Annotated in this window: 12 protein-coding genes and 1 pseudogene; all 13 read right to left on the bottom strand. The window is 70.3% G+C overall.

All coding sequences use genetic code 11. The annotated features are described in order from the left end of the window. Positions 1-24: 24 nt before the first annotated feature. The 13 genes and pseudogenes from rpoB to rplL all read right to left on the bottom strand — a co-directional run bounded on the left by rpoB (position 25) and on the right by rplL (position 18,074). Positions 25-3,504, bottom strand: coding sequence for a DNA-directed RNA polymerase subunit beta (rpoB, locus tag PH189_RS21005; RefSeq protein ID WP_274190777.1), 3,480 nt, complete (start codon positions 3,502-3,504; stop codon positions 25-27). Between the two features lie 425 nt (positions 3,505-3,929). Further along, the gene (locus PH189_RS21010) at positions 3,930-5,204 is read right to left on the bottom strand and encodes a hypothetical protein (RefSeq protein WP_274190778.1); all 1,275 of its coding nucleotides are present in this window, start codon (positions 5,202-5,204) and stop codon (positions 3,930-3,932) included. A gap of 31 nt (positions 5,205-5,235) precedes the next feature. Continuing rightward, the gene (locus PH189_RS21015; RefSeq protein WP_274190779.1) at positions 5,236-5,718 is read right to left on the bottom strand and encodes a hypothetical protein; all 483 of its coding nucleotides are present in this window, start codon (positions 5,716-5,718) and stop codon (positions 5,236-5,238) included. Between the two features lie 160 nt (positions 5,719-5,878). Further along, positions 5,879-7,165, bottom strand: coding sequence for an MCE family protein (locus tag PH189_RS21020; RefSeq protein WP_274190780.1), 1,287 nt, complete (start codon positions 7,163-7,165; stop codon positions 5,879-5,881). Continuing rightward, positions 7,162-8,349 (bottom strand): MCE family protein, encoded by a 1,188-nt coding sequence (locus PH189_RS21025; protein WP_274190781.1) that lies wholly within the window; start codon positions 8,347-8,349, stop codon positions 7,162-7,164. The genes PH189_RS21020 and PH189_RS21025 overlap by 4 nt, the downstream gene beginning before the upstream one ends. Next, positions 8,346-9,722, bottom strand: a complete 1,377-nt coding sequence (locus PH189_RS21030) for an MCE family protein (RefSeq protein ID WP_274190782.1) — start codon at positions 9,720-9,722, stop codon at positions 8,346-8,348. The genes PH189_RS21025 and PH189_RS21030 overlap by 4 nt, the downstream gene beginning before the upstream one ends. Then, positions 9,722-11,089 carry an MCE family protein gene (locus tag PH189_RS21035; protein ID WP_337994179.1) on the bottom strand — a complete coding sequence of 456 codons (1,368 nt, stop codon included), beginning with the start codon at positions 11,087-11,089 and terminating at the stop codon, positions 9,722-9,724. Before PH189_RS21035 ends, PH189_RS21030 begins: the two co-directional genes overlap by 1 nt. Continuing rightward, on the bottom strand, positions 11,077-12,141 hold the full coding sequence (locus tag PH189_RS21040; RefSeq protein ID WP_274190783.1) for an MCE family protein: 1,065 nt from the start codon (positions 12,139-12,141) through the stop codon (positions 11,077-11,079). Before PH189_RS21040 ends, PH189_RS21035 begins: the two co-directional genes overlap by 13 nt. After that, the gene (locus PH189_RS21045; protein ID WP_274190784.1) at positions 12,138-13,595 is read right to left on the bottom strand and encodes an MCE family protein; all 1,458 of its coding nucleotides are present in this window, start codon (positions 13,593-13,595) and stop codon (positions 12,138-12,140) included. Before PH189_RS21045 ends, PH189_RS21040 begins: the two co-directional genes overlap by 4 nt. Beyond that, a complete protein-coding gene (locus tag PH189_RS21050) occupies positions 13,592-14,428 on the bottom strand; it encodes an MlaE family ABC transporter permease (RefSeq protein ID WP_274190785.1) in 837 nt (278 codons plus the stop codon). The genes PH189_RS21045 and PH189_RS21050 overlap by 4 nt, the downstream gene beginning before the upstream one ends. A gap of 42 nt (positions 14,429-14,470) precedes the next feature. Then, positions 14,471-15,202: an MlaE family ABC transporter permease gene (locus tag PH189_RS21055; RefSeq protein WP_274190954.1), complete on the bottom strand. Its 732-nt coding sequence runs from the start codon at positions 15,200-15,202 to the stop codon at positions 14,471-14,473. A gap of 1,103 nt (positions 15,203-16,305) precedes the next feature. Next, positions 16,306-17,304 (bottom strand): annotated as a pseudogene (locus tag PH189_RS21060) (ABC transporter ATP-binding protein); the annotation flags it as partial. 380 nt (positions 17,305-17,684) lie between these two features. Next, entirely contained in the window at positions 17,685-18,074 is a 390-nt protein-coding gene (rplL, locus tag PH189_RS21065; RefSeq protein WP_274190786.1) for a 50S ribosomal protein L7/L12, read from the bottom strand. Positions 18,075-18,098 lie beyond the last annotated feature (24 nt).

The following is an 18,098-nucleotide window of genomic DNA, read 5'->3' on the forward strand; positions in this document are numbered from 1 at the left end:
AGGCCGGGGCCGGCCGGCGAGGAACTAGTTCACGACGTCGTCGACGGACGGCGACTCGTTGCGCGAGAGGTTGATGCCCAGGTTCGCCGCGGCACGCTCGAGGTCCTCGTCGTCGCCGTCGCGCATCTCGATGGCCGCGCCGTCCGAGGACAGCACCTCCACGTTGAGGCACAGCGACTGGAGCTCCTTGAGCAGCACCTTGAACGACTCGGGGATGCCCGGCTCGGGGATGTTCTCGCCCTTGACGATGGCCTCGTAGACCTTCACGCGGCCGAGCACGTCGTCGGACTTGATGGTGAGCAGCTCCTGCAGCGTGTACGCCGCGCCGTAGGCCTGCATCGCCCAGCACTCCATCTCACCGAAGCGCTGGCCACCGAACTGGGCCTTACCGCCGAGCGGCTGCTGGGTGATCATCGAGTACGGGCCCGTGGAGCGGGCGTGGATCTTGTCGTCCACCAGGTGCAGCAGCTTGAGGATGTACATGTAGCCCACCGCGATCGCGTGCGGGTAGGGCTCACCGGTACGTCCGTCGAAGATCTGCGCCTTGCCGTCCGGACCGACCAGCCGCACGCCGTCGCGGTTGGGCAGCGTCGACTGGAGCAGCCCGGAGATCTCGTTCTGCCGCGCACCGTCGAACACCGGGGTGGCGGTGTTCGTGTCGGGCTCCACCCGGCGCATGTCGTCGGGCATGTCGACGGCCCACTGCTCGGTGTTGTCCGGGTCGACCTCCCAGCCGCTCTTGGCGATCCACCCGAGGTGGGTCTCCAGGACCTGGCCGATGTTCATGCGTCGCGGCACACCGTGGGTGTTGAGGACGATGTCGACCGGCGTCCCGTCGGCGAGGAACGGCATGTCCTCGACCGGCAGGATCTTGCCGATGACGCCCTTGTTGCCGTGGCGGCCGGCGAGCTTGTCGCCCTCGGAGATCTTGCGCTTCTGGGCCACGTAGACGCGGACCAGCTCGTTGACCCCGGGCGGCAGCTCGTCGTCGTCGTCGCGGGAGAACACCCGGATGCCGATGACCTTGCCGGTCTCGCCGTGCGGGACCTTGAGCGAGGTGTCGCGCACCTCGCGCGCCTTCTCGCCGAAGATCGCGCGGAGCAGGCGCTCCTCGGGGGTCAGCTCGGTCTCGCCCTTGGGCGTCACCTTGCCGACGAGGATGTCGCCGTCGGCCACCTCGGCACCGATGCGGATGATGCCGCGCTCGTCGAGGTCCGCGAGGACCTCCTCGGAGACGTTCGGGATGTCCCGGGTGATCTCCTCGGCGCCGAGCTTGGTGTCCCGGGCGTCGATCTCGTGCTCCTCGATGTGGATCGAGGTCAGGACGTCGTCCTGCACGAGACGCTGGGACAGGATGATCGCGTCCTCGTAGTTGTGGCCCTCCCACGGCATGATCGCCACGAGGAGGTTCTTCCCGAGGGCCATCTCGCCGTCCTCGGTGCACGGCCCGTCGGCGAGGACCTGGCGGGCCTCGACGCGGTCGCCCTCCGAGACGATCGGCTTCTGGTTGATGCAGGTGCCCTGGTTGGACCGCGTGAACTTGTGGAGACGGTGCGTCGTGCGCTGTCCCTCGTCGTCCATGATCGTGATGTAGTCGGCGCAGAGCTCCTCGACCACACCGCCCCGGTCCGTCGCGATGACGTCGCCGGCGTCGACCGCGGCGCGCAGCTCCATCCCGGTGCCGACCAGCGGCGACTCGGAACGCAGCAGCGGCACCGACTGACGCTGCATGTTCGCGCCCATGAGCGCGCGGTTGGCGTCGTCGTGCTCGAGGAACGGGATCATGGCCGTCGCGACCGAGACCATCTGGCGCGGCGAGACGTCCATGTAGTCCACGCGCGTCGGCGCGATGAGGTCGACGTCGCCGCCCTTGCGGCGGACGAGGACGCGCTCCTCGGAGAAGTGGCCGTCCTCGTCGAGCGGCGCGTTGGCCTGCGCGACGACGAAGCGGTCCTCCTCGTCGGCGGTGAGGTAGTCGATCTGCCCGATGACCACGCCGTCGACGACCTTGCGGTAGGGCGTCTCGATGAAGCCGAACGGGTTGACCCGCGCGAAGCTCGACAGCGACCCGATCAGGCCGATGTTCGGGCCTTCCGGCGTCTCGATCGGGCACATGCGGCCGTAGTGCGACGGGTGGACGTCGCGGACCTCCATGCCGGCGCGCTCACGCGACAGACCGCCCGGACCCAGCGCCGAGAGCCGGCGCTTGTGGGTCAGGCCCGCGAGCGGGTTGGTCTGGTCCATGAACTGCGAGAGCTGCGAGGTGCCGAAGAACTCCTTGATCGCGGCCACGACGGGCCGGATGTTGATCAGGGTCTGCGGCGTGATCGCCTCGACGTCCTGCGTCGTCATGCGCTCGCGCACGACGCGCTCCATGCGGGAGAGGCCCACCCGGATCTGGTTCTGGATGAGCTCGCCGACGGTGCGCAGACGGCGGTTGCCGAAGTGGTCGATGTCGTCGGTCTCGACCGGGATGGAGCCGGTCTCGGCCTCGACCTCGGTCTCCCCCGCGTGCAGGCGCACGAGGTAGGAGATCGTGTTGATGATGTCGTCCTCGGTCAGCGTGCCGACCGAGGGATCGACGGCCGAGCCCAGCTTCTTGTTGACCTTGTAGCGGCCGACCTTCGCGAGGTCGTAGCGCTTGTCCTTGAAGAAGAGGTTCTCGAGCAGCGTCTGGGCCGACTCGCGCGTCGGCGGCTCGCCCGGACGCAGCTTGCGGTAGATGTCGAGCAGGGCCTCGTCCTGCCCGGCCGTGGAGTCCTTCTCGAGGGTTGCCAGCAGCGTCTCGGAGAAGTGGAACTTCTCCTGGATCTGCTCGGTGGTCCAGCCCAGCGCCTTCAGCAGGACGGTGACGGGCTGGCGGCGCTTGCGGTCGATGCGGACCCCGACGGTGTCGCGCTTGTCGACGTCGAACTCCAGCCAGGCACCGCGGCTGGGGATGATCTTGACGCTGAAGACGTCCTTGTCGGTGGCCTTGTCGACCGAGCGGTCGAAGTACACCCCGGGCGAGCGCACGAGCTGCGACACGACGACGCGCTCGGTGCCGTTGATGATGAAGGTGCCCTTGTCGGTCATCACGGGGAAGTCGCCCATGAAGACCGTCTGGCTCTTGATCTCACCGGTGGTGTTGTTCGTGAACTCGGCGGTGACGAAGAGCGGGGCCGAGTACGTCATGTCCTTGTCCTTGCACTCCTCGACGGAGGCCTTGACCTCGTCGAAGCGCGGGTCGGAGAAGGACAGCGACATCGAGCCGGAGAAGTCCTCGATCGGGGAGATCTCGGAGAGGACCTCCTCCAGGCCGCCGGCGGGGAGCTCCTCACCCGCCTCCACGCGACGCTCGAACCACTCCTCGCTGCCGACCAGCCACTCGAACGACTGGGTCTGCAGGGCGAGCAGGTCGGGAACCTCGAGAGGCTGGTCCAGCTTGGCGAAGGAGACCCGGGTGGGTGCCCCGGGGAACGACGCGTGGTGGTTCGAGACCTTGGTGGCGCGGGTAACTGCCAAGATGCGTCCTTCCGGAACAACGCTGTCTGAACGCTGTCAGTAGCTTCACCGGCCGGTACGCAGCGCAGCGATCCGGTCGGCGTGGACGCGGCCCGGGCGTCGGCACACGAAGGGGCGGACAGACGTAGGGCAGCGCGATCCGACAGTCTAGCCATGCATGATGGCACCTGTCGAACGACCCCCCCTCGTGACGCGCCGGGAGGGATGTCCGCCTTCGCGGGATCGACCTCCGGGGTCTGACGCGGGGGTGCCGCGCTGCGAACAGAGTGACCGCCCGTGCCGCCGGAGTCAAGTGGGGCGCGCCCGGTGTCGCCCGGGCGGATCGGGCGATCCCCGTGCAGGTCAGGCCCTACGTGGACCCGATCGGGCCCGGACACGACGATGCCGGGTGGACCGTCGGTCCACCCGGCACGTCGCGGGGACGATCAGCGGTTCGCCGTCAGGGGGGTCAGCTCGGCGAGCTTCCAGCGGCCGTCGACGCGCTCCATCTCGAGGCGCAGGAGCCCCGGCGCGTTGGTCGACTGGCCGGTCGTCGTGCGCTGCGCCGAGAACTGCGTCAGCGCCATGACCGTCGCCCGGTCGTCCCGCATCGAGACGACGCCGATGTTCTGGACGGTAGCGGTCTGCCGCAGCTGTTGCTGCTGCGCAGGGGTCCGGATCGTCTGGTCGAACACCGACAGGTAGCGGTCGGTGAACTGGCCGGTCGACATCGTGCGGGCGGCCTCCACGGAGTCGTCGAGCCGCGTGAAGTCGTACGAGAAGATCTTCTCGATCGACTCGCGGCTCTGCCCGACCAGCTCGGCGGTGCCCCCGACGTCGACGACGGCCTGGTTGCTCACCGGCCCGCTGGTCCAGGCCTGCCGACCCTGCCAGAAGGCGAGGCCCGCGAGCACCAGGCACACGACGATGACGGCGACGAGGGGGGCCGGCAGGGCCTTCGAGCCGCCGAAGCGGGTCAGCGCCGCGCGCTGCCGCTCGAAGCGACGCGGGGCCCCGTCCGATTCCGGCGTGCGGCCTCGTACCCGGGTGGGCCTCGCCGTTCGCGTCGGGGACGCGGCGGGGTCCTCGTCTCGGCCGGGGCGCACCGTGGTGGGGGCGTCCGCGCGCGGGGTCATGCGCGTGGTGCGACGGCCCTTCGGCCGCGGCGTCGTCACCGTGGTCGCCGCGCCGTCCGTGGTCGGCTCGCCCTCGGCGGCGTCGACGGTGGCGTCCTCGGAGCTCTCCTCGGGGGAGGTCTCCGTGGACGGCACCGTGGACGTCGAGGCGTCCGCGGCGGGGTGCGCCGTCGTCTCCTCGGCCGCGGTGTCGTCGGCAGGGGCCTCGGCGGGGGCGGTGCCGACCGTCGTCGTGTCCGTGGCCGCTGCAGCCCTCGTGGGCTCACTCGGCGCCACGTCGCCGTATGTCACCGGCGTCGCGGTGGCGGTGCCGTCCGCGCCCGTGGGCTCCGACGACTCCGACGGGGTGTCCTCGGGGGGGTCGGCGGGCACCGTCGCCGGGGTTGCCAGCGGCGCGGGCGCCGTCGTGGACGCGGCAGGAGCGGTGTCCCGGTCGGCGACGGGGGACGCGTCGAGCGGCCTGTCGTCGAAGTCCTGCTCGGTGAGGTCGGGGCTCGCGGCCCCGGCGTGGGCGTGCTGGCGCAGGCCGGCGACCTTGGGTCGACGGGCGGCGGAGCCGGGCTTGGTGCGGGAGCGGGGTGGCACGGTCACTCCCCCTTTCTGGTGTCGGCCGCGGCTACTGCTGTCCGGTCGAGGGCGTCGCCTTGGCGGCCTTCCAGCCGTCCGGCGTACGGATCATCTCGACGAGGAACAGCTGCTGCTTGGACTGGGGCTGCGCCGTGGCGCTGCGGGCGTTGACGTCGATCGCCACGATCGCCGAGGCGGTGGCCCGCTCGGGGTCGAAGGCGGTCAGGGCCGCGGAGACCGGGGTCGCGACGACCTCGGCCTGCGACTGGCGCAGGTTCTCGGCGAACCGCTGCCGCACCTGCTGGTACTGGCCGAGCATGGGCTCGGTGAGCGACGACTGCGCGGCCTCGAGGTCCGCGTCGAGCGTCGCCGGCCGCACGGTGTTGATGTTGACGACGATCTGCTCGGCGGCGTCGGTCGCCTCGTCGCGCATCGCCGCGGCGCTCGCGTTGTCGCTCTGGGTGCCCGACCACCAGTAGACGCCGCTCGCGACGGCGGCCGCGAGGGCCAGGACCGTCAGGACGGCCAGCACCGTGACGGTGCGCCGCCGGCGTCGCTCGGCGGTACCGGCGGGGTCGGGGGCCTCGTCGGTGTCGGGGGCCTTCTCGGCCGTCGTCGTGGACGTGGCGCTCAGCTCCTCAGGTCGTCCGCCGGGCTGTCGGGGAGCGCCCGGCGGGGTCGTGCGTCGGGGGTCAGTCGCCCAGGCCCGGGATGATGATCGGCGGGGCGCCGCGCTGGCTGCCTTCGAGGACGCCGCCGGCCGGCAGCGAGGCCAGCGTCGCGGTGTCCTCCGTCGCATTCTCCGACGAGCCGGATCCACCCGCGTCGGCGGGGCTGCCCGGATTCGACGAATTGAACGGCGCGGGCCCCACGTTCTGGCTGCCGCGGACGTTCACCGGCGGGGCCTCGTTGCAGCGCACGCTGGTGTCCATGGGGATGAAGTCCTTCTGGTCAGCGCGCCGCCAACCCGCGTCCGGCTGCAGGTAGCCGTTGCGGCAGTAGGGTGGGTCGGCGATGTTGACGACCAGGCCGAAGTGCACCATCGGTACCTCGCCGGGCCCTGGCGGAGGAAGGACCGAGGGCGCCGCGGCCGAGAGCGCCGGATAGGTCACGAGGACCTGCTCCACACCCGCGAGGCGCGGCTCGAGGATGCGCGTGATCGTGAGCAGGTTGGCGATCGTCCGGCTGAGGTCCGGTCCGACGTCGCGGATGAGGCCCTCGAGCTGCTGAGCGGCCGGCGGGGCCGCCCTGACGAGCCGGCGCAGGTTGGGGTCGTCGGCCTTGAGCTGCGCCGTGAACAGCTGCAGATCGCGGCTGAACGATGTGATCTGCGGCCCGAGCTGGCTCTGGGTGGTCAGCACGATCCGCCCGTCGCGCAGCAGCTGGCGTGTCTGCGGCAGGTTGTCGATCGCATCGGGGATCAGCGCGTTGCTCGAGTCGAGCAGGCGCTGCAGGTCCGGACCGGCCCGGTCGAACGCGTTGAAGAGCTCGTCGACGGTGGTCCGCAGCTCGGGCAGCGGGACGGACGTCGCGAGGGCGTTGACGTCCGCGAGCAGCTGGTCGACCGGCACCGGGGTCCGCGTCTGCGCGACCGGGATGACCGAGTCCTCGTCGAGGTAGGGACCGCGGTCGTTCGGCGGCTGGAGATCGACGTACTGCTCGCCGACCGCGGAGCGGTTGGCGATCACCGCCATCGACGACGTGGGGACGGGCGGGGCGTCCTGCTCGATCTCGAGATCGACCTCGAGGCCCTGCGGGGTGACCCGCATGTCGCCGACCTTGCCGATCTCGACGCCGCGGTAGCTGACGGAGGCGTCGGGGAAGATGCCGCCGGAGTCGGCCAGTTCGACCTTGGCCGTGTACGGACCCAGACCGATCAGCGAGTCGGCGCCGACGTAGCGCAGGCCGACGTAGACGATGCCGACGATCGAGATGACGGCGAACAGCGCCACCAGCCGCAGGGTCTTGGTGCCGATCATCCGCCGTTACCTCCGCTGAGACCGGGCAATGCGGGCGTGAGACCGGCGGTCCGGGAGGTGCCGGCGCCGCCCGCGGCGGCGGCGTCCGATCCGCCGACCGGCGTCGTCCCAGGTGGCTGCAGCAGCCGGAAGATCGCATCGACGCCCGGGACTTCGGGGCTGTTCAGGATGTTCGTGAGGATCGCCTGGAGGTCCAGGTCGAGCGTCACGTTGATGTTCGCGAAGTCGCCCTTGATGACCTTCAGCGAGTTGTCCGCGAACGGGATCGTCAGCAGGATCTGGAGCGAGCCTGGCAGGGCGTCCCCCGCCTCGACGAGGTTGCGCAGGATTGGCTGCAGCGCCCGCAGATCGGCCACGGTGTTGGCCTGGCTGCGGCGGATCACGTCCGTGCCGACGTCGGAAAGTCGGTTCAGCGACTGCAACGTGCCGACGAGCAGGCCGCGCTGCTGGTTGAGCACGTCGAGGCCCGGGCCGAGGTTGTCGATGACGTTCGCGATCCGCGCCCGCTGGTCGACGAGGGTGCGGCTGAGCCGCTCCAAGGAGTCGATCGCTCGCACGATGTCGGCCTTCTGCCGGTCGAGCGTGCCGACGAACTGGTCGAGGTTCTGCAGCAGGGACCGCAGCTGGGCCTCGTTGCCCGAGGTCGCCGCGTTGAGCTCGCGGGCGATCGTCTGGACCTTCTCGACGCCGCCGCCGTTGAGCAGCAACGACAGCGCACCGAGCACCTCCTCGACCTGGGCACCGACGTCGGTGCGGTCGGCCGGGATCACCGCGCCGGCTGCGAGGCGGCCCTGCGGCGGGTCGGTGGGCGAGGGCAAGAGCTCGACGAACTTCTCGCCGAGGAGGCTGGTCTGGCGCAGGCGGGCCGTGGCGTTGGCCGGCAGGACCACCGCGCCGTTGACCTCGACGACCACCTGGGCCGTCCAGCCGTCGGGCGCGAGCGTGACGTCCCGGACGACCCCGACGGGGACGTCGTTGACGCGCACGCTGTTGTTCGGCACGAGGTCGACGACGTTGGTGAACTGCGCCGTGACCACGTAGGGCTCGGGGCCGAGGGCAGCCCCACCGGGCAGGGGCAGCTCCTGGAGGGACTGGATACCACAGCCCGAGAGCGCGAACAACGCCACCACCAGGAGCGTGACGACCCGGGTGCGTCGCCTCGAGCCCGTCTTCGACGCACTCACTGGCCACCTCCGAGGGTCTCGAAGCCCAAGATGCCGCTGCCGGGTTCGGTCGGCGTCGCGCCGCCTCCGGCACCGCCGTCGGCTGTGTCCGCAGCTGCACCGTCGGCGCCGCCCGCCTGTCCGCCGGCGCCCGGCAAGAGCCCGTCGGTGACCGGCACCAAGGCGTTCAGCGAAGGCTGGCCGTTGAGCAGGCCCAACAGGTCCTGGATCGGGGCGAGGGACAGTCCGAGCGGAGACTCGGGGCCCGTCCCACCGAGGACGGCGCCGCAGACCACCGAGGCGCGGGCCAGCTGTGTTACTGCATCGCTCGGGGCCGACTGCTCTAAGACCGCCGGAAGAGCCGGCTGATTCGCCAGAAGGTTGCAGATCAGGGCGCGCGGGTCGAGGCCGTCGCCGATGAGCTCCGGCGCGAGCACCGGCCGCACGTCGAGCGTGGCAGAGCGGGCGTTGTAGGAGTTCGTCAGGTTGCCCAGGGCCGCCGGAGCGACGTTCGCGAACTCGGTGAGCGCGGCGCGCTGCCGCACGAGGATGTCGGTGATGTTCGCGAGCTTCCGGACGTCGGTCCGCAGGATGTCGCGGTTGTCCCGGATGAAGCGGGCCACGTCGTCCAGGGCCGGCGGCAGCGTCGCGAGCACCGTGGAGAGGTTGCCGCGCTCCGACGCGAGGAACGCGGAGATGTCCGCGAGCTGGTTGTTCAGGTCGCGGACCGCGCCGTCGTTGCGGGCGAGCATGTTCGTGAACTGGCCGAGGTTGTCGACCGTCGCGAACAGGTTGTCGCGGTTGTCGGCCAGGGTGCCGACGGCGCCGCCGAGCTCGGTGATCGTGCTCTTGAGCAGCTCGCCGTTGCCGCCGAGGGCACCTGACGACGACCGCAGGAGCTGGTTGAGCGCCCCGGCGCGATTCGCGCCGTTCGGGCCGAGGGACCGGGCGATGGTGTCGAGGCTCTGGTAGACGCGGTCGAGCTCGACCGGCGTGCCCGTCTTCTCGACCGGAATGATCGCGCCGTCGGCCAGCTGCGGCCCACCCTCGTAGGTCGGGCCGAGTTGGACGTACCGGTCGCTGACCAGCGTCGGCGCGACGATGACGGCCTGCGGGTTCGCCATTACCGGGGCGTCGTTGTCGACCTTGAGGGTCACCCGCACGACGTCGCCCTGCGGGACGATCTCGTCGACCGAGCCGACCGGGATGCCCTGGATCGTCACCTCGTTCTGCGTGTACAGGCCGACAGTGTTCGCGAAGTACGCGGTCACGGTGCGCTGGCTGCCGCGCTGGAGCGCGTACCAGAGCCCGGCCGTCGCCAGCAGCGCCAGCACCAGCGCCACCGCGAGCGTGCGGGCGGCGCTCTCGAGGAACGTCGCGACGCGGTTCGACATCAGTTGCCTCCGCCTTCGCCGCCGGCGGCTCCGCCGTCTGCACCAGTCGCCCCCGCGCCAGGGAGAAGTCCTTCGGCGCTGGCTGGCGGGCCCGTTCCACCGGCCAAGGGCAGGGCTCCCAGGAGCTGACGGATCAAGTTCAAGTTCGCTCCATCAGGCTGGAACAGGACCGCCAGCTGCTCGTCCGTCAGAGCGCCACCTGCTCCTCCGGCGACCAGTTCCCCGAGCCGGGCCACGTCCGTTGGGGACAGTCCTGCGATGACGTTCGTGATCGCGGTCGGATCTGTCGGCACCGCGGGGAAACCGAGCTGGGCCAGCGCCGCTCGCAGGATCTGGGCCAGAAGCGCAGGGTCGAGCGTCCCGAGCAGGTCCGCCGGGTTCAGCGAGCTGCCCGGATCGCAGGTCTGGTCGCCCGGCGGGTCGAGGTTGCAGATGTAGGCGTCGAACCAGCGACCGTTGCCGACGACGTTGCCGAAGACCCGGATGAACGGCGCCAGCAGGCGCACCCCGTTCTCCAGGTTCGCGGAGTTCTCCTCGAGCGTGGAGAGCACGCCGTCGAGCTGCTCGAGGGTCGGCCGCAGCGTCGCCTCGTTGTCGGCCACCAGGCCTCGGAGCTGGGCGGCGAGCGCGATCGTGCCGTTGAGGAGGTTGTCGATCGCGGCCTTGCGGGCCCGCAGCTCGGAGAGCAGCAGGTTGCCGTCGTTGATCAACCGCTCGACCTCGGCGTCGCGGTCGGCGAGCACCTGCGTGGTGGTGCGGGTGTTGGCGAGCAGACGGGCCAGCTCCTGGTCCCGCGACGAGATCGTGCGCGAGAGCCGGCTCAGGCCGTCGAGCGCGCCGCGCACCGGCCCGGCCGCGCCGTCGAGCGTCTCGGACAGGACCCCGAGGCTCTGGGCGAGCTGGTCGGTGTCGAGGTCCTCGACGGTCGTCGAGAGCTGCGAGAACGCCTGGATGACATCGAACGGCGCGCGTGTGCGCTCCCGGGGGATCGACGCGTCCGGGTCGAGCGGCGCCTCACCGGCGGGCTCGAGGTTGATGTACTTCTGACCGAGCACCGTCTTGATCTCGATCGACGCCGAGGTGCGGTCGCCGACCCAGGCGTCCGGCGCCTTGAACGAGATGACGACGTCCTTGCCGTCCAGCTCGAGGTCGGTGACCGTCCCGATCCGGATGCCCGCGATGCGGACATCGTCGTCGGGCTGCACACCGGCCGACTCGCTGAAGCGCGCCGAGTACGTCGGGCCCTGCCCGATGAGGGGAAGGTCCCGGATGTTCAGGGACGCCGCGGTGAGCAGCAGCAGGATGGCGAGGCTGGCCGCGCCGATCGGCAGGGGGTTCCGCTTGCGGAACGGCTTCATCCTTGGCATCGCTGCGCCGTATCCGGGAGGGGGAAGGTGAAGGTGCTGGGGAAGTTGGGCGGGAGCACCGGGAACACCTCAGGAAGCGTCTTTCCGCCGAAGTTGACCGAGCCGCCCAGCCCGCAGAGATAGAAGTTGAACCAGGAGCCGTAGCTGCCCGCCCGCCCGAAGTTGTTCGCCTTCTGCGGGGTATTGCGCAGGAAGGTCTCCACGAGCCCCCGGTTGTCGTTGAGGTTGGCCGACAGCCGGCCCAGCTGGACGATGTCGTCGGCGAGCGGCGGCCGTGCCTCCTCGAGGAGCCCGGCCGTGGTGGTGGTCAGGTCGGCGATCGGCTGCAGGGTCTCCCCGATCCGGACGCGGTCGGCGGCGAGGCCGCTGACCAGCTGCTGGAGCGACACGATCAGCCCGGACAGCCGCTCGTCACGGGCGTTGACCGTGTCGAGGACCGTGTTCAGGTTCGTGATCAGCGAGCCGATCACGGCGTCCCGGTCCGCGATGGTGGACGTCAGCGACGCGGTGCGGGCCAGCAGGGAGTTGACCGTGCCACCCTCGCCCTGGAGCACCTGGATGATCTCGAACGACAGCTGGTTGATGTCGGCCGGGTTCAGCGCCTGGAACAGCGGCTTGAAGCCGTTGAACACCACCGTGAGGTTCAGCGGCGGGCGGGTCTGGTTCACCGGGATGGTTGCGCCGGGCCGCAGCATCGCGTTCATCGGCCCGTTGCCGCGGGCGACCTCGAGGTACCGCTGCCCGACGAGGTTCTGGTACTTGATCGAGAAGATCGACCCGGCCGGCAGCTTGCGGGTCTCGTCGACCTTGAACGAGACCTCGGCGGTGTCGCGGTCGACCAGCTGCACCTCGGTGACCTGGCCGACCCGGACGCCGGCGATGCGCACGTCGCTGCCCGCGATGAGGCCCGACGCGTCGGTGAACCGCGCCTTGTAGTCCTCGGTGCTGCCGAAGTACGAGTTCTGGATGGCCGTGAGCAGCACGGCCACCGACAGCACCGTGACGATGGTGAAGATCGCCAGCTTGATCAGCGGCGCCGCAAGACCCCTCACCGGAACTCCGCCTGGGCTCCGCGCAGCGTCGCCGCGCTGAGGTACGGGGCGAAGGAGGGCACCTGCGACGGGCTCACGCCCATCTGCATCGCCGTCACCTCGGTCACCAGCCGGCGCTCCTCGGGTGAGTTGGGGGTGTTGGGCAGGCCGATGTTGGCGCCGTCGACACGGCCGGGGGCGGACTGCCCCTCGGTCCGGCCGCCACCCCGTGCCGTTGCCGGCGAGGCATCACCGGTCTGCGACTCCTGATCGATCTCGCCGCCCTCGCCGCCGGCGTAGGCGTCCTGGGTGCTGCGCGAGGGATCGGGCGGGGTCGAGCCGTCCTTGATCGGACCACCCGGCGGGAACTGGGGCGCCTGGCCCTCGATCTGATAACAGCGGGGCCCTCGGGTGTCGAGGTAGCGGGGCTCCTCGCCGGGGACGTACTTGCCGTTGTCGATCGTGATCTCGGCATCGATCTGAATGCCAGTCCTCTCGTCAAGGACGGCGTTGATCTTCGGCGTGAGGTTCGTGAGCTGCTGGAAGAGGCACGGGAACTCCGAGCTGTACCGCGCCAGCAGCTCGAGGATCGGCCGCGACGTGGCCGCGAGCTCGATGATGTTCTCCCGGTTCGCGGCCAGGAAGGCGGTCGTCGTGTCGGAGGCCGACGTGACCGTGCGGAAGGTCGACTCGAACGCCGCGCGCTCCTCGACCAGGGTCCGGCTGGTGGTGACGAGGTTGTCGAGCGCGAGGATCAGGTCCGGCGCCGCCTGGTTGTAGATGTCCGCCGTCGGCGCCAGCGCCCGCAGGTTGGCCTGGAGGTCGGGCAGCGACGGGTTGAGGCCCTCGACGTACTGGTTGAGCAGCACCAGCGTGTCGCCGAGCTGCTCGCCGCGACCGGACAGGGCCTGCGAGACCGCGCCCAGGGTGTCCGAGAGCTTCTCCGGCTGGACCGCGGTGAGCACCGGGAGCAGGTTGTTGAGCACCTGCTCGGTCTCCGTCGCGTTCGACGACCGGTCCTGCGCGATGGTGTCGCCCTCCTGGAGCGGGCGGGGGCTCGCGTCCGGCGGGATCGACAGCGACACGTAGCGCTCACCGAACAGCGTCTTCGGGATGAGCGTGGCCGTCGTGTTGCTCGGGATGGTCGGCAGGAAGTCGGGGCTCATCGCCATCTCGATGACCGCGCCCGAGCCGTCGCTGTCGATCGAGGTGATCTCGCCGACGATGACGCCGCGGACCTTCACGTCGCCCTGCTTGGAGAGCTGGTTGCCCACCGTCGCCGTGCGCAGGTAGACCGTCTCCGTCGGCTTGAACACCTTGTTGAAGTTCGCCAGGCACAGCGCGACGACCAGCAGCATCACGAGGATGAGCGCGACGCCCGCCGAGCGGCGGCGGAACGAGCTGAGCGGAGGCCGCTTGTCCTTGAGCTGCGGACCCTGGTCGTCGCGCTCCGCGTCCTGCGTCGGCGCGCTCATCCGGCGATCCTGATCGACGTGGTGGTGCCCCAGATGGCCAGCGTGAGCAGGTTGTCGAGGACGGTGAAGATGACGATCGAGTTCCGCACCGCGTTGCCCACCGCGACGCCCACACCCGCCGGTCCGCCGCTCGCGTTGTAGCCGTAGAAGCAGTGCACGAGGATGATCGCCAGGGCGAAGACCATCACTTTCCCGAACGAATAGAGCACGTCCTGCGGCGGCAGGAAGAGGTTGAAGTAGTGGTCGTACGTGCCCGGCGACTGCGTGTAGAAGTTCGTGACCAGCAGGCGCGCGGCGAGGTACGAGGCCACCAGGCCGATGACGTAGAGCGGGATGACCGCGATGAAGCCGGCGACCACGCGGGTGGTGACGAGGAAGGGCAGCGACGGCACCGCCATGACCTCGAGGGCGTCGATCTCCTCCGAGACCCGCTGCGCGCCGAGCTGGGCGGTGAAGCCGGCACCGACCGTGGCGGACAGCGCCAGCGCGGAGACCAGCGGCGCGACCTCGCGGGTGTTGAAGTACGCGGTGACGAAGCCGGAGAACGCCGAGGTGCCGATCTGGTTCAGCGCCGAGTAGCTCTGCAGACCGACCACCGAGCCGGTGAAGAAGGTCAGCGTGGCGACGATGACGACGGTGCCGCCGATCAGGGCGAGCGCGCCCGACCCGAAGGCGACCTCGGTCAGGAGCCGCAGGACCTCGCGCTGGTAGCGGGTCACCGACTTGGGGATCCAGCCGAGGGTGCGCGCGTAGAAGGACGCCTGGTCGCCGAGGGTGTCGAGGACACCGAGCGGCGCGCTGGCGGCACGACGTGCGCGTGAAGTGATCGTCATCGATTCCTGGCCTGGGGAGCGGCGGTCAGAACGTCGAGCTGGTCAGAACTTGGTCGGGGGAACGAGGTTGAGGTACACGGCCGTCACGATCACGTTGATCGCGAACAGCAGGATGAACGTGATGACGACGGCCTGGTTGACCGCGTCGCCCACGCCCTTCGGACCACCGGCGGGGTTGAGGCCGCGGAACGCGGCGACGATCCCGGCGGCGAGTCCGAACAGCGCGGCCTTGATGAAGCCGACCAGGAGGTCGGTGGGCTTCGACAGGGCGGAGAAGCCCTGCACGTAGGCGCCCGGGGTGACGCCCTGCAGGACCACGTTGAAGTAGTAGCCGCCGGCGACGCCGACGATCGAGACGAGGCCGAAGAGCAGCGCCGACACCAGGATCGAGGCGAGCACCCGGGGCACCACCAGGCGCTGGATCGGGTTGATGCCCAGCACCTCCATCGCGTCGATCTCCTCGCGGATGGTGCGGGCGCCGAGGTCGGCGCAGATCGCCGATCCGCCGGCCCCGGCCACGAGGAGCGCGCAGATGACGGGCGCCGCCTGCTGGATGACCGCCAGCGTGCTCGCCGCGCCGGAGAACGACTGCGCACCGAACTGCCGGATCAGCGACCCCAGCTGCAGCGAGATGACCGAGCCGAAGGAGATCGACACCAGCGCAGCGGGAAGGATGCAGACACGCGAGATGAACCAGCACTGGTCGATGAACTCGCGGGTCTGGAACGGCCGCTGGAAGATCCCGACGACGACGTCGAGGCCGAGGGCGAACATCTTCCCGGTCGCGGTGAGCGCGCCGGCGCCGGGGAAGTTCCCGGTCGCGAGACGGTTGCTCACGAGCCGCTCCGGCGGAACATGCGGCGAAGCCCGCCGAGCTTGCTGTCGTCGTCCTCGCGCCCGCGCGGCACGTCACCGGACGACTCGCCGCCCGGCGGGGCCTGCTGCGGGGACCCCGGCCCGCCCTCGGCGGGCGGGTCGTTGGTCGTCTCCCCGCCGGGATCGGGGGCGGCGTCCTGGCCGGCGTTCGGCTGGGCCCAGCCCGAGCGCTCGGCCTCGCGGCCGCTGCGCGCGCCCTGCTGGCCGTGGCCCTGCTGCTGACCCTGGCTCTGCTGCTGGCCCTGGTCCTGCTGCTGGCCGCCGTCCTCGCGCGCCGGGCGGGCCGCCATCGGGACCAGGCCGGCGACACCCTGGTCGCCGCCCTGATCGGCCGGGGCACCGGCCTCCTCACCGCGCCAGTGGTGGCGTCCGGTGGTCTGAGCGTCGTCGGAACCGGCCGCGGCGGCACCCGCCGCGCCGGCCGCTCCGGCGGTGGCGACCTGCTCGGTCCGCTGATCCTGCTGCTGGCCGCCCTGGTCCTGGCCGCCCTGGTCCTGGCCGCCCTGGTCCTGGCCGGAGTCGTCCCGGACCGCCTGGAACTGCTCGGTCGGCGGGTCGTCGTCCCGGTCCTGGTCGGAGTCCTGCCGGCTCGAGTCCTGCCGGCTCGAGTCCTGCTGCCCCTGCTGGTCCGAGGACTGCTCGGTCGTCTGCTGGCCCGAGGAGTCGGCGCCGGTGGGGTCGGACTGCTCGTCGCCCTCCTTGGTGTGCTCCCCCGCCTGGGGCAGCACGACAGTGCCGCCGGCGTCCTCGTCGACGGGGACACCCACGAGGGGCTCGTCGGACTCCGGGTCGGCGGGCGGGGCCTTGCGGGCCTCGGCGTCGGCGTCGGGGTCGCCGCTGCCGGCCTGGTCGCCCTCGCCCTCGCCCTCGCCGGCCGGGGAGTCCTCGACCATCGAGTTGTCCTCGGCCTCGGCCATGGCCTGGTAGCCGAACGGGTCGGCGTCCTCGGGCGGGTTGTTGCGGGTGATCTCGATGAGCTCGGTGCGGTCCTGGTCCCGGGAGATGCCGTAGCGCTCCTGGTCCTCCTCGGTGAGCTGCTCGAGGATCGCCGTCTGCGCCTTCGGCGGCAGGGTGTGCAGGACCTGCATGACGCGGTCCTTGCGCCGCTGCACCGCCTTGCGCTCGGGCACGCCCTCGCTGACCTCGAGCTGCGGGTCGATGAAGGACTCCTCGGACTCCGCCGCGCCGCCCTTCTTCTTCAGCTCCTCCATCTCGGCCTCCATCTGGGCCGAGTCCTTCTCCTCGGACATGCCGATCGGGCCGATACGGCGGCCCTGGAGGAACTGCTGCACGACGGGCTCCTCGGAGGTCAGGAGCACCTCGCGCGGGCCGAACATCACCAGGTTCTTGCGGAAGAGCATCCCGATGTTGTCCGGCAGCGAGCGCGCCGTCCCGAGGTGGTGGGTGACGATGAGGATCGTCGCGTCGAGCTGGGCGTTGAGGTCGACGATCAGCTGGTTGAGGTACGCCGTGCGCACCGGGTCCAGGCCGGAGTCCGGCTCGTCGACCAGGATGATCTCGGGGTCGAGCACGAGCGCGCGGGCCAGACCGGCGCGCTTCTTCATGCCGCCGGAGATCTCGCCGGGGAGCTTGTCCTCCGCGCCGCCGAGCCCGACGAGGTCGAGCTTCTCCATGACGATGTCGGAGATTTCCTTCTCGCCCTTGCGGGTGTGCTCACGCAGGGGGAACGCGATGTTGTCGAAGATGTTCATGGAACCGAACAGCGCGCCGTCCTGGAACAGCACGCCGAACAGTTTCCGGATCTCGTAGAGCTTCGACTCCGAGCACCGCACGAGGTCGGTGTCGTGGATGAAGATCGAGCCCTTCTCGGGCTTCAGCAATCCGATGATCGACTTCAGGAGCACCGACTTACCCGTACCCGACGGGCCGAGCAGCACACTGACCTCACCGGCCGGCAGCGTCAGCGTGACGTCGGACCAGATGTTGGAGCTGCCGAAGGACTTCGAGAGGTTCTTGATCCCGACCTCGACGCCCGCCATCGGAGTCCTCCCACTGTCGTCGTCGTGTCGACCTGATGCGCGCCCGCTGTGTCACCGACGTCATGTGGCCGGCACCCCGCGAGAGGGGCGTCACGTCTACAACGACGGGGTTCTGCGGGAGGTTACTCACGCGCAAAGTTGGGCAGACGCCGGGTCGTGATCGACCGGACACGACGGGTGCTTGCGCCGCACGGGTGGCGATGAGCGGTCCGCTTCACGCGTTCGGTGGACCGATCGCTGCCACCCGCCCCATCGGCGAGTGCCGCGCCACCCGCTCCGGCGACGCCCGGACGCGGGCTTGACGCGCCCTGAGACGACGACGGGGCGGGGACCGACCGGTCCCCGCCCCGTACGTTCCGTGCAGCGCTCGTGCGCGCCGATCAGGTCAGGCTGATCTTGGCGCCGGCCTCCTCGAGCTTGGCCTTGGCCGCGTCGGCGGCCTCCTTGTTGACGCCCTCGAGGATCGGCTTCGGGGCGCTCTCGACGAGCTCCTTGGCCTCCTTGAGGCCCAGGCCCGAGACGACCTCGCGGACGACCTTGATGACCTGGATCTTCTTGTCGCCGGCGCCCTCGAGGACGACGTTGAACTCGTCCTTCTCCTCCTCGACCGGGGCGGCGGCACCGCCGGCGGCCGGGGCGGCCGCCGCGGCGACCGGCGCAGCCGCGGTGACCTCGAAGACCTCCTCGAACTTCTTCACGAACTCGGAGAGCTCGATCAGGGTCATGTCCTTGAAGGCGTCGAGCAGCTCGTCGGTGGACATCTTCGCCATGGTGGCTCCTAAAGAATGATCAGT

Source organism: Actinomycetospora chibensis (assembly GCF_028737215.1).
GTDB classification, from domain to species: domain Bacteria; phylum Actinomycetota; class Actinomycetes; order Mycobacteriales; family Pseudonocardiaceae; genus Actinomycetospora; species Actinomycetospora chibensis.

What these genes read in the sequence shown, in the direction of transcription:
- PH189_RS21035 (WP_337994179.1), bottom strand. Translation starts at nt 11,089, where the DNA reads ATGCCAAGGATGAAGCCGTTCCGCAAGCGGAACCCCCTGCCGATCGGC.
- PH189_RS21055 (WP_274190954.1), bottom strand. Translation starts at nt 15,202, where the DNA reads ATGTTCGCCCTCGGCCTCGACGTCGTCGTCGGGATCTTCCAGCGGCCG.
- PH189_RS21045 (WP_274190784.1), bottom strand. Translation starts at nt 13,595, where the DNA reads ATGAGCGCGCCGACGCAGGACGCGGAGCGCGACGACCAGGGTCCGCAG.
- rplL (WP_274190786.1), bottom strand. Translation starts at nt 18,074, where the DNA reads ATGGCGAAGATGTCCACCGACGAGCTGCTCGACGCCTTCAAGGACATG.
- PH189_RS21050 (WP_274190785.1), bottom strand. Translation starts at nt 14,428, where the DNA reads ATGACGATCACTTCACGCGCACGTCGTGCCGCCAGCGCGCCGCTCGGT.
- PH189_RS21020 (WP_274190780.1), bottom strand. Translation starts at nt 7,165, where the DNA reads ATGATCGGCACCAAGACCCTGCGGCTGGTGGCGCTGTTCGCCGTCATC.
- PH189_RS21030 (WP_274190782.1), bottom strand. Translation starts at nt 9,722, where the DNA reads ATGTCGAACCGCGTCGCGACGTTCCTCGAGAGCGCCGCCCGCACGCTC.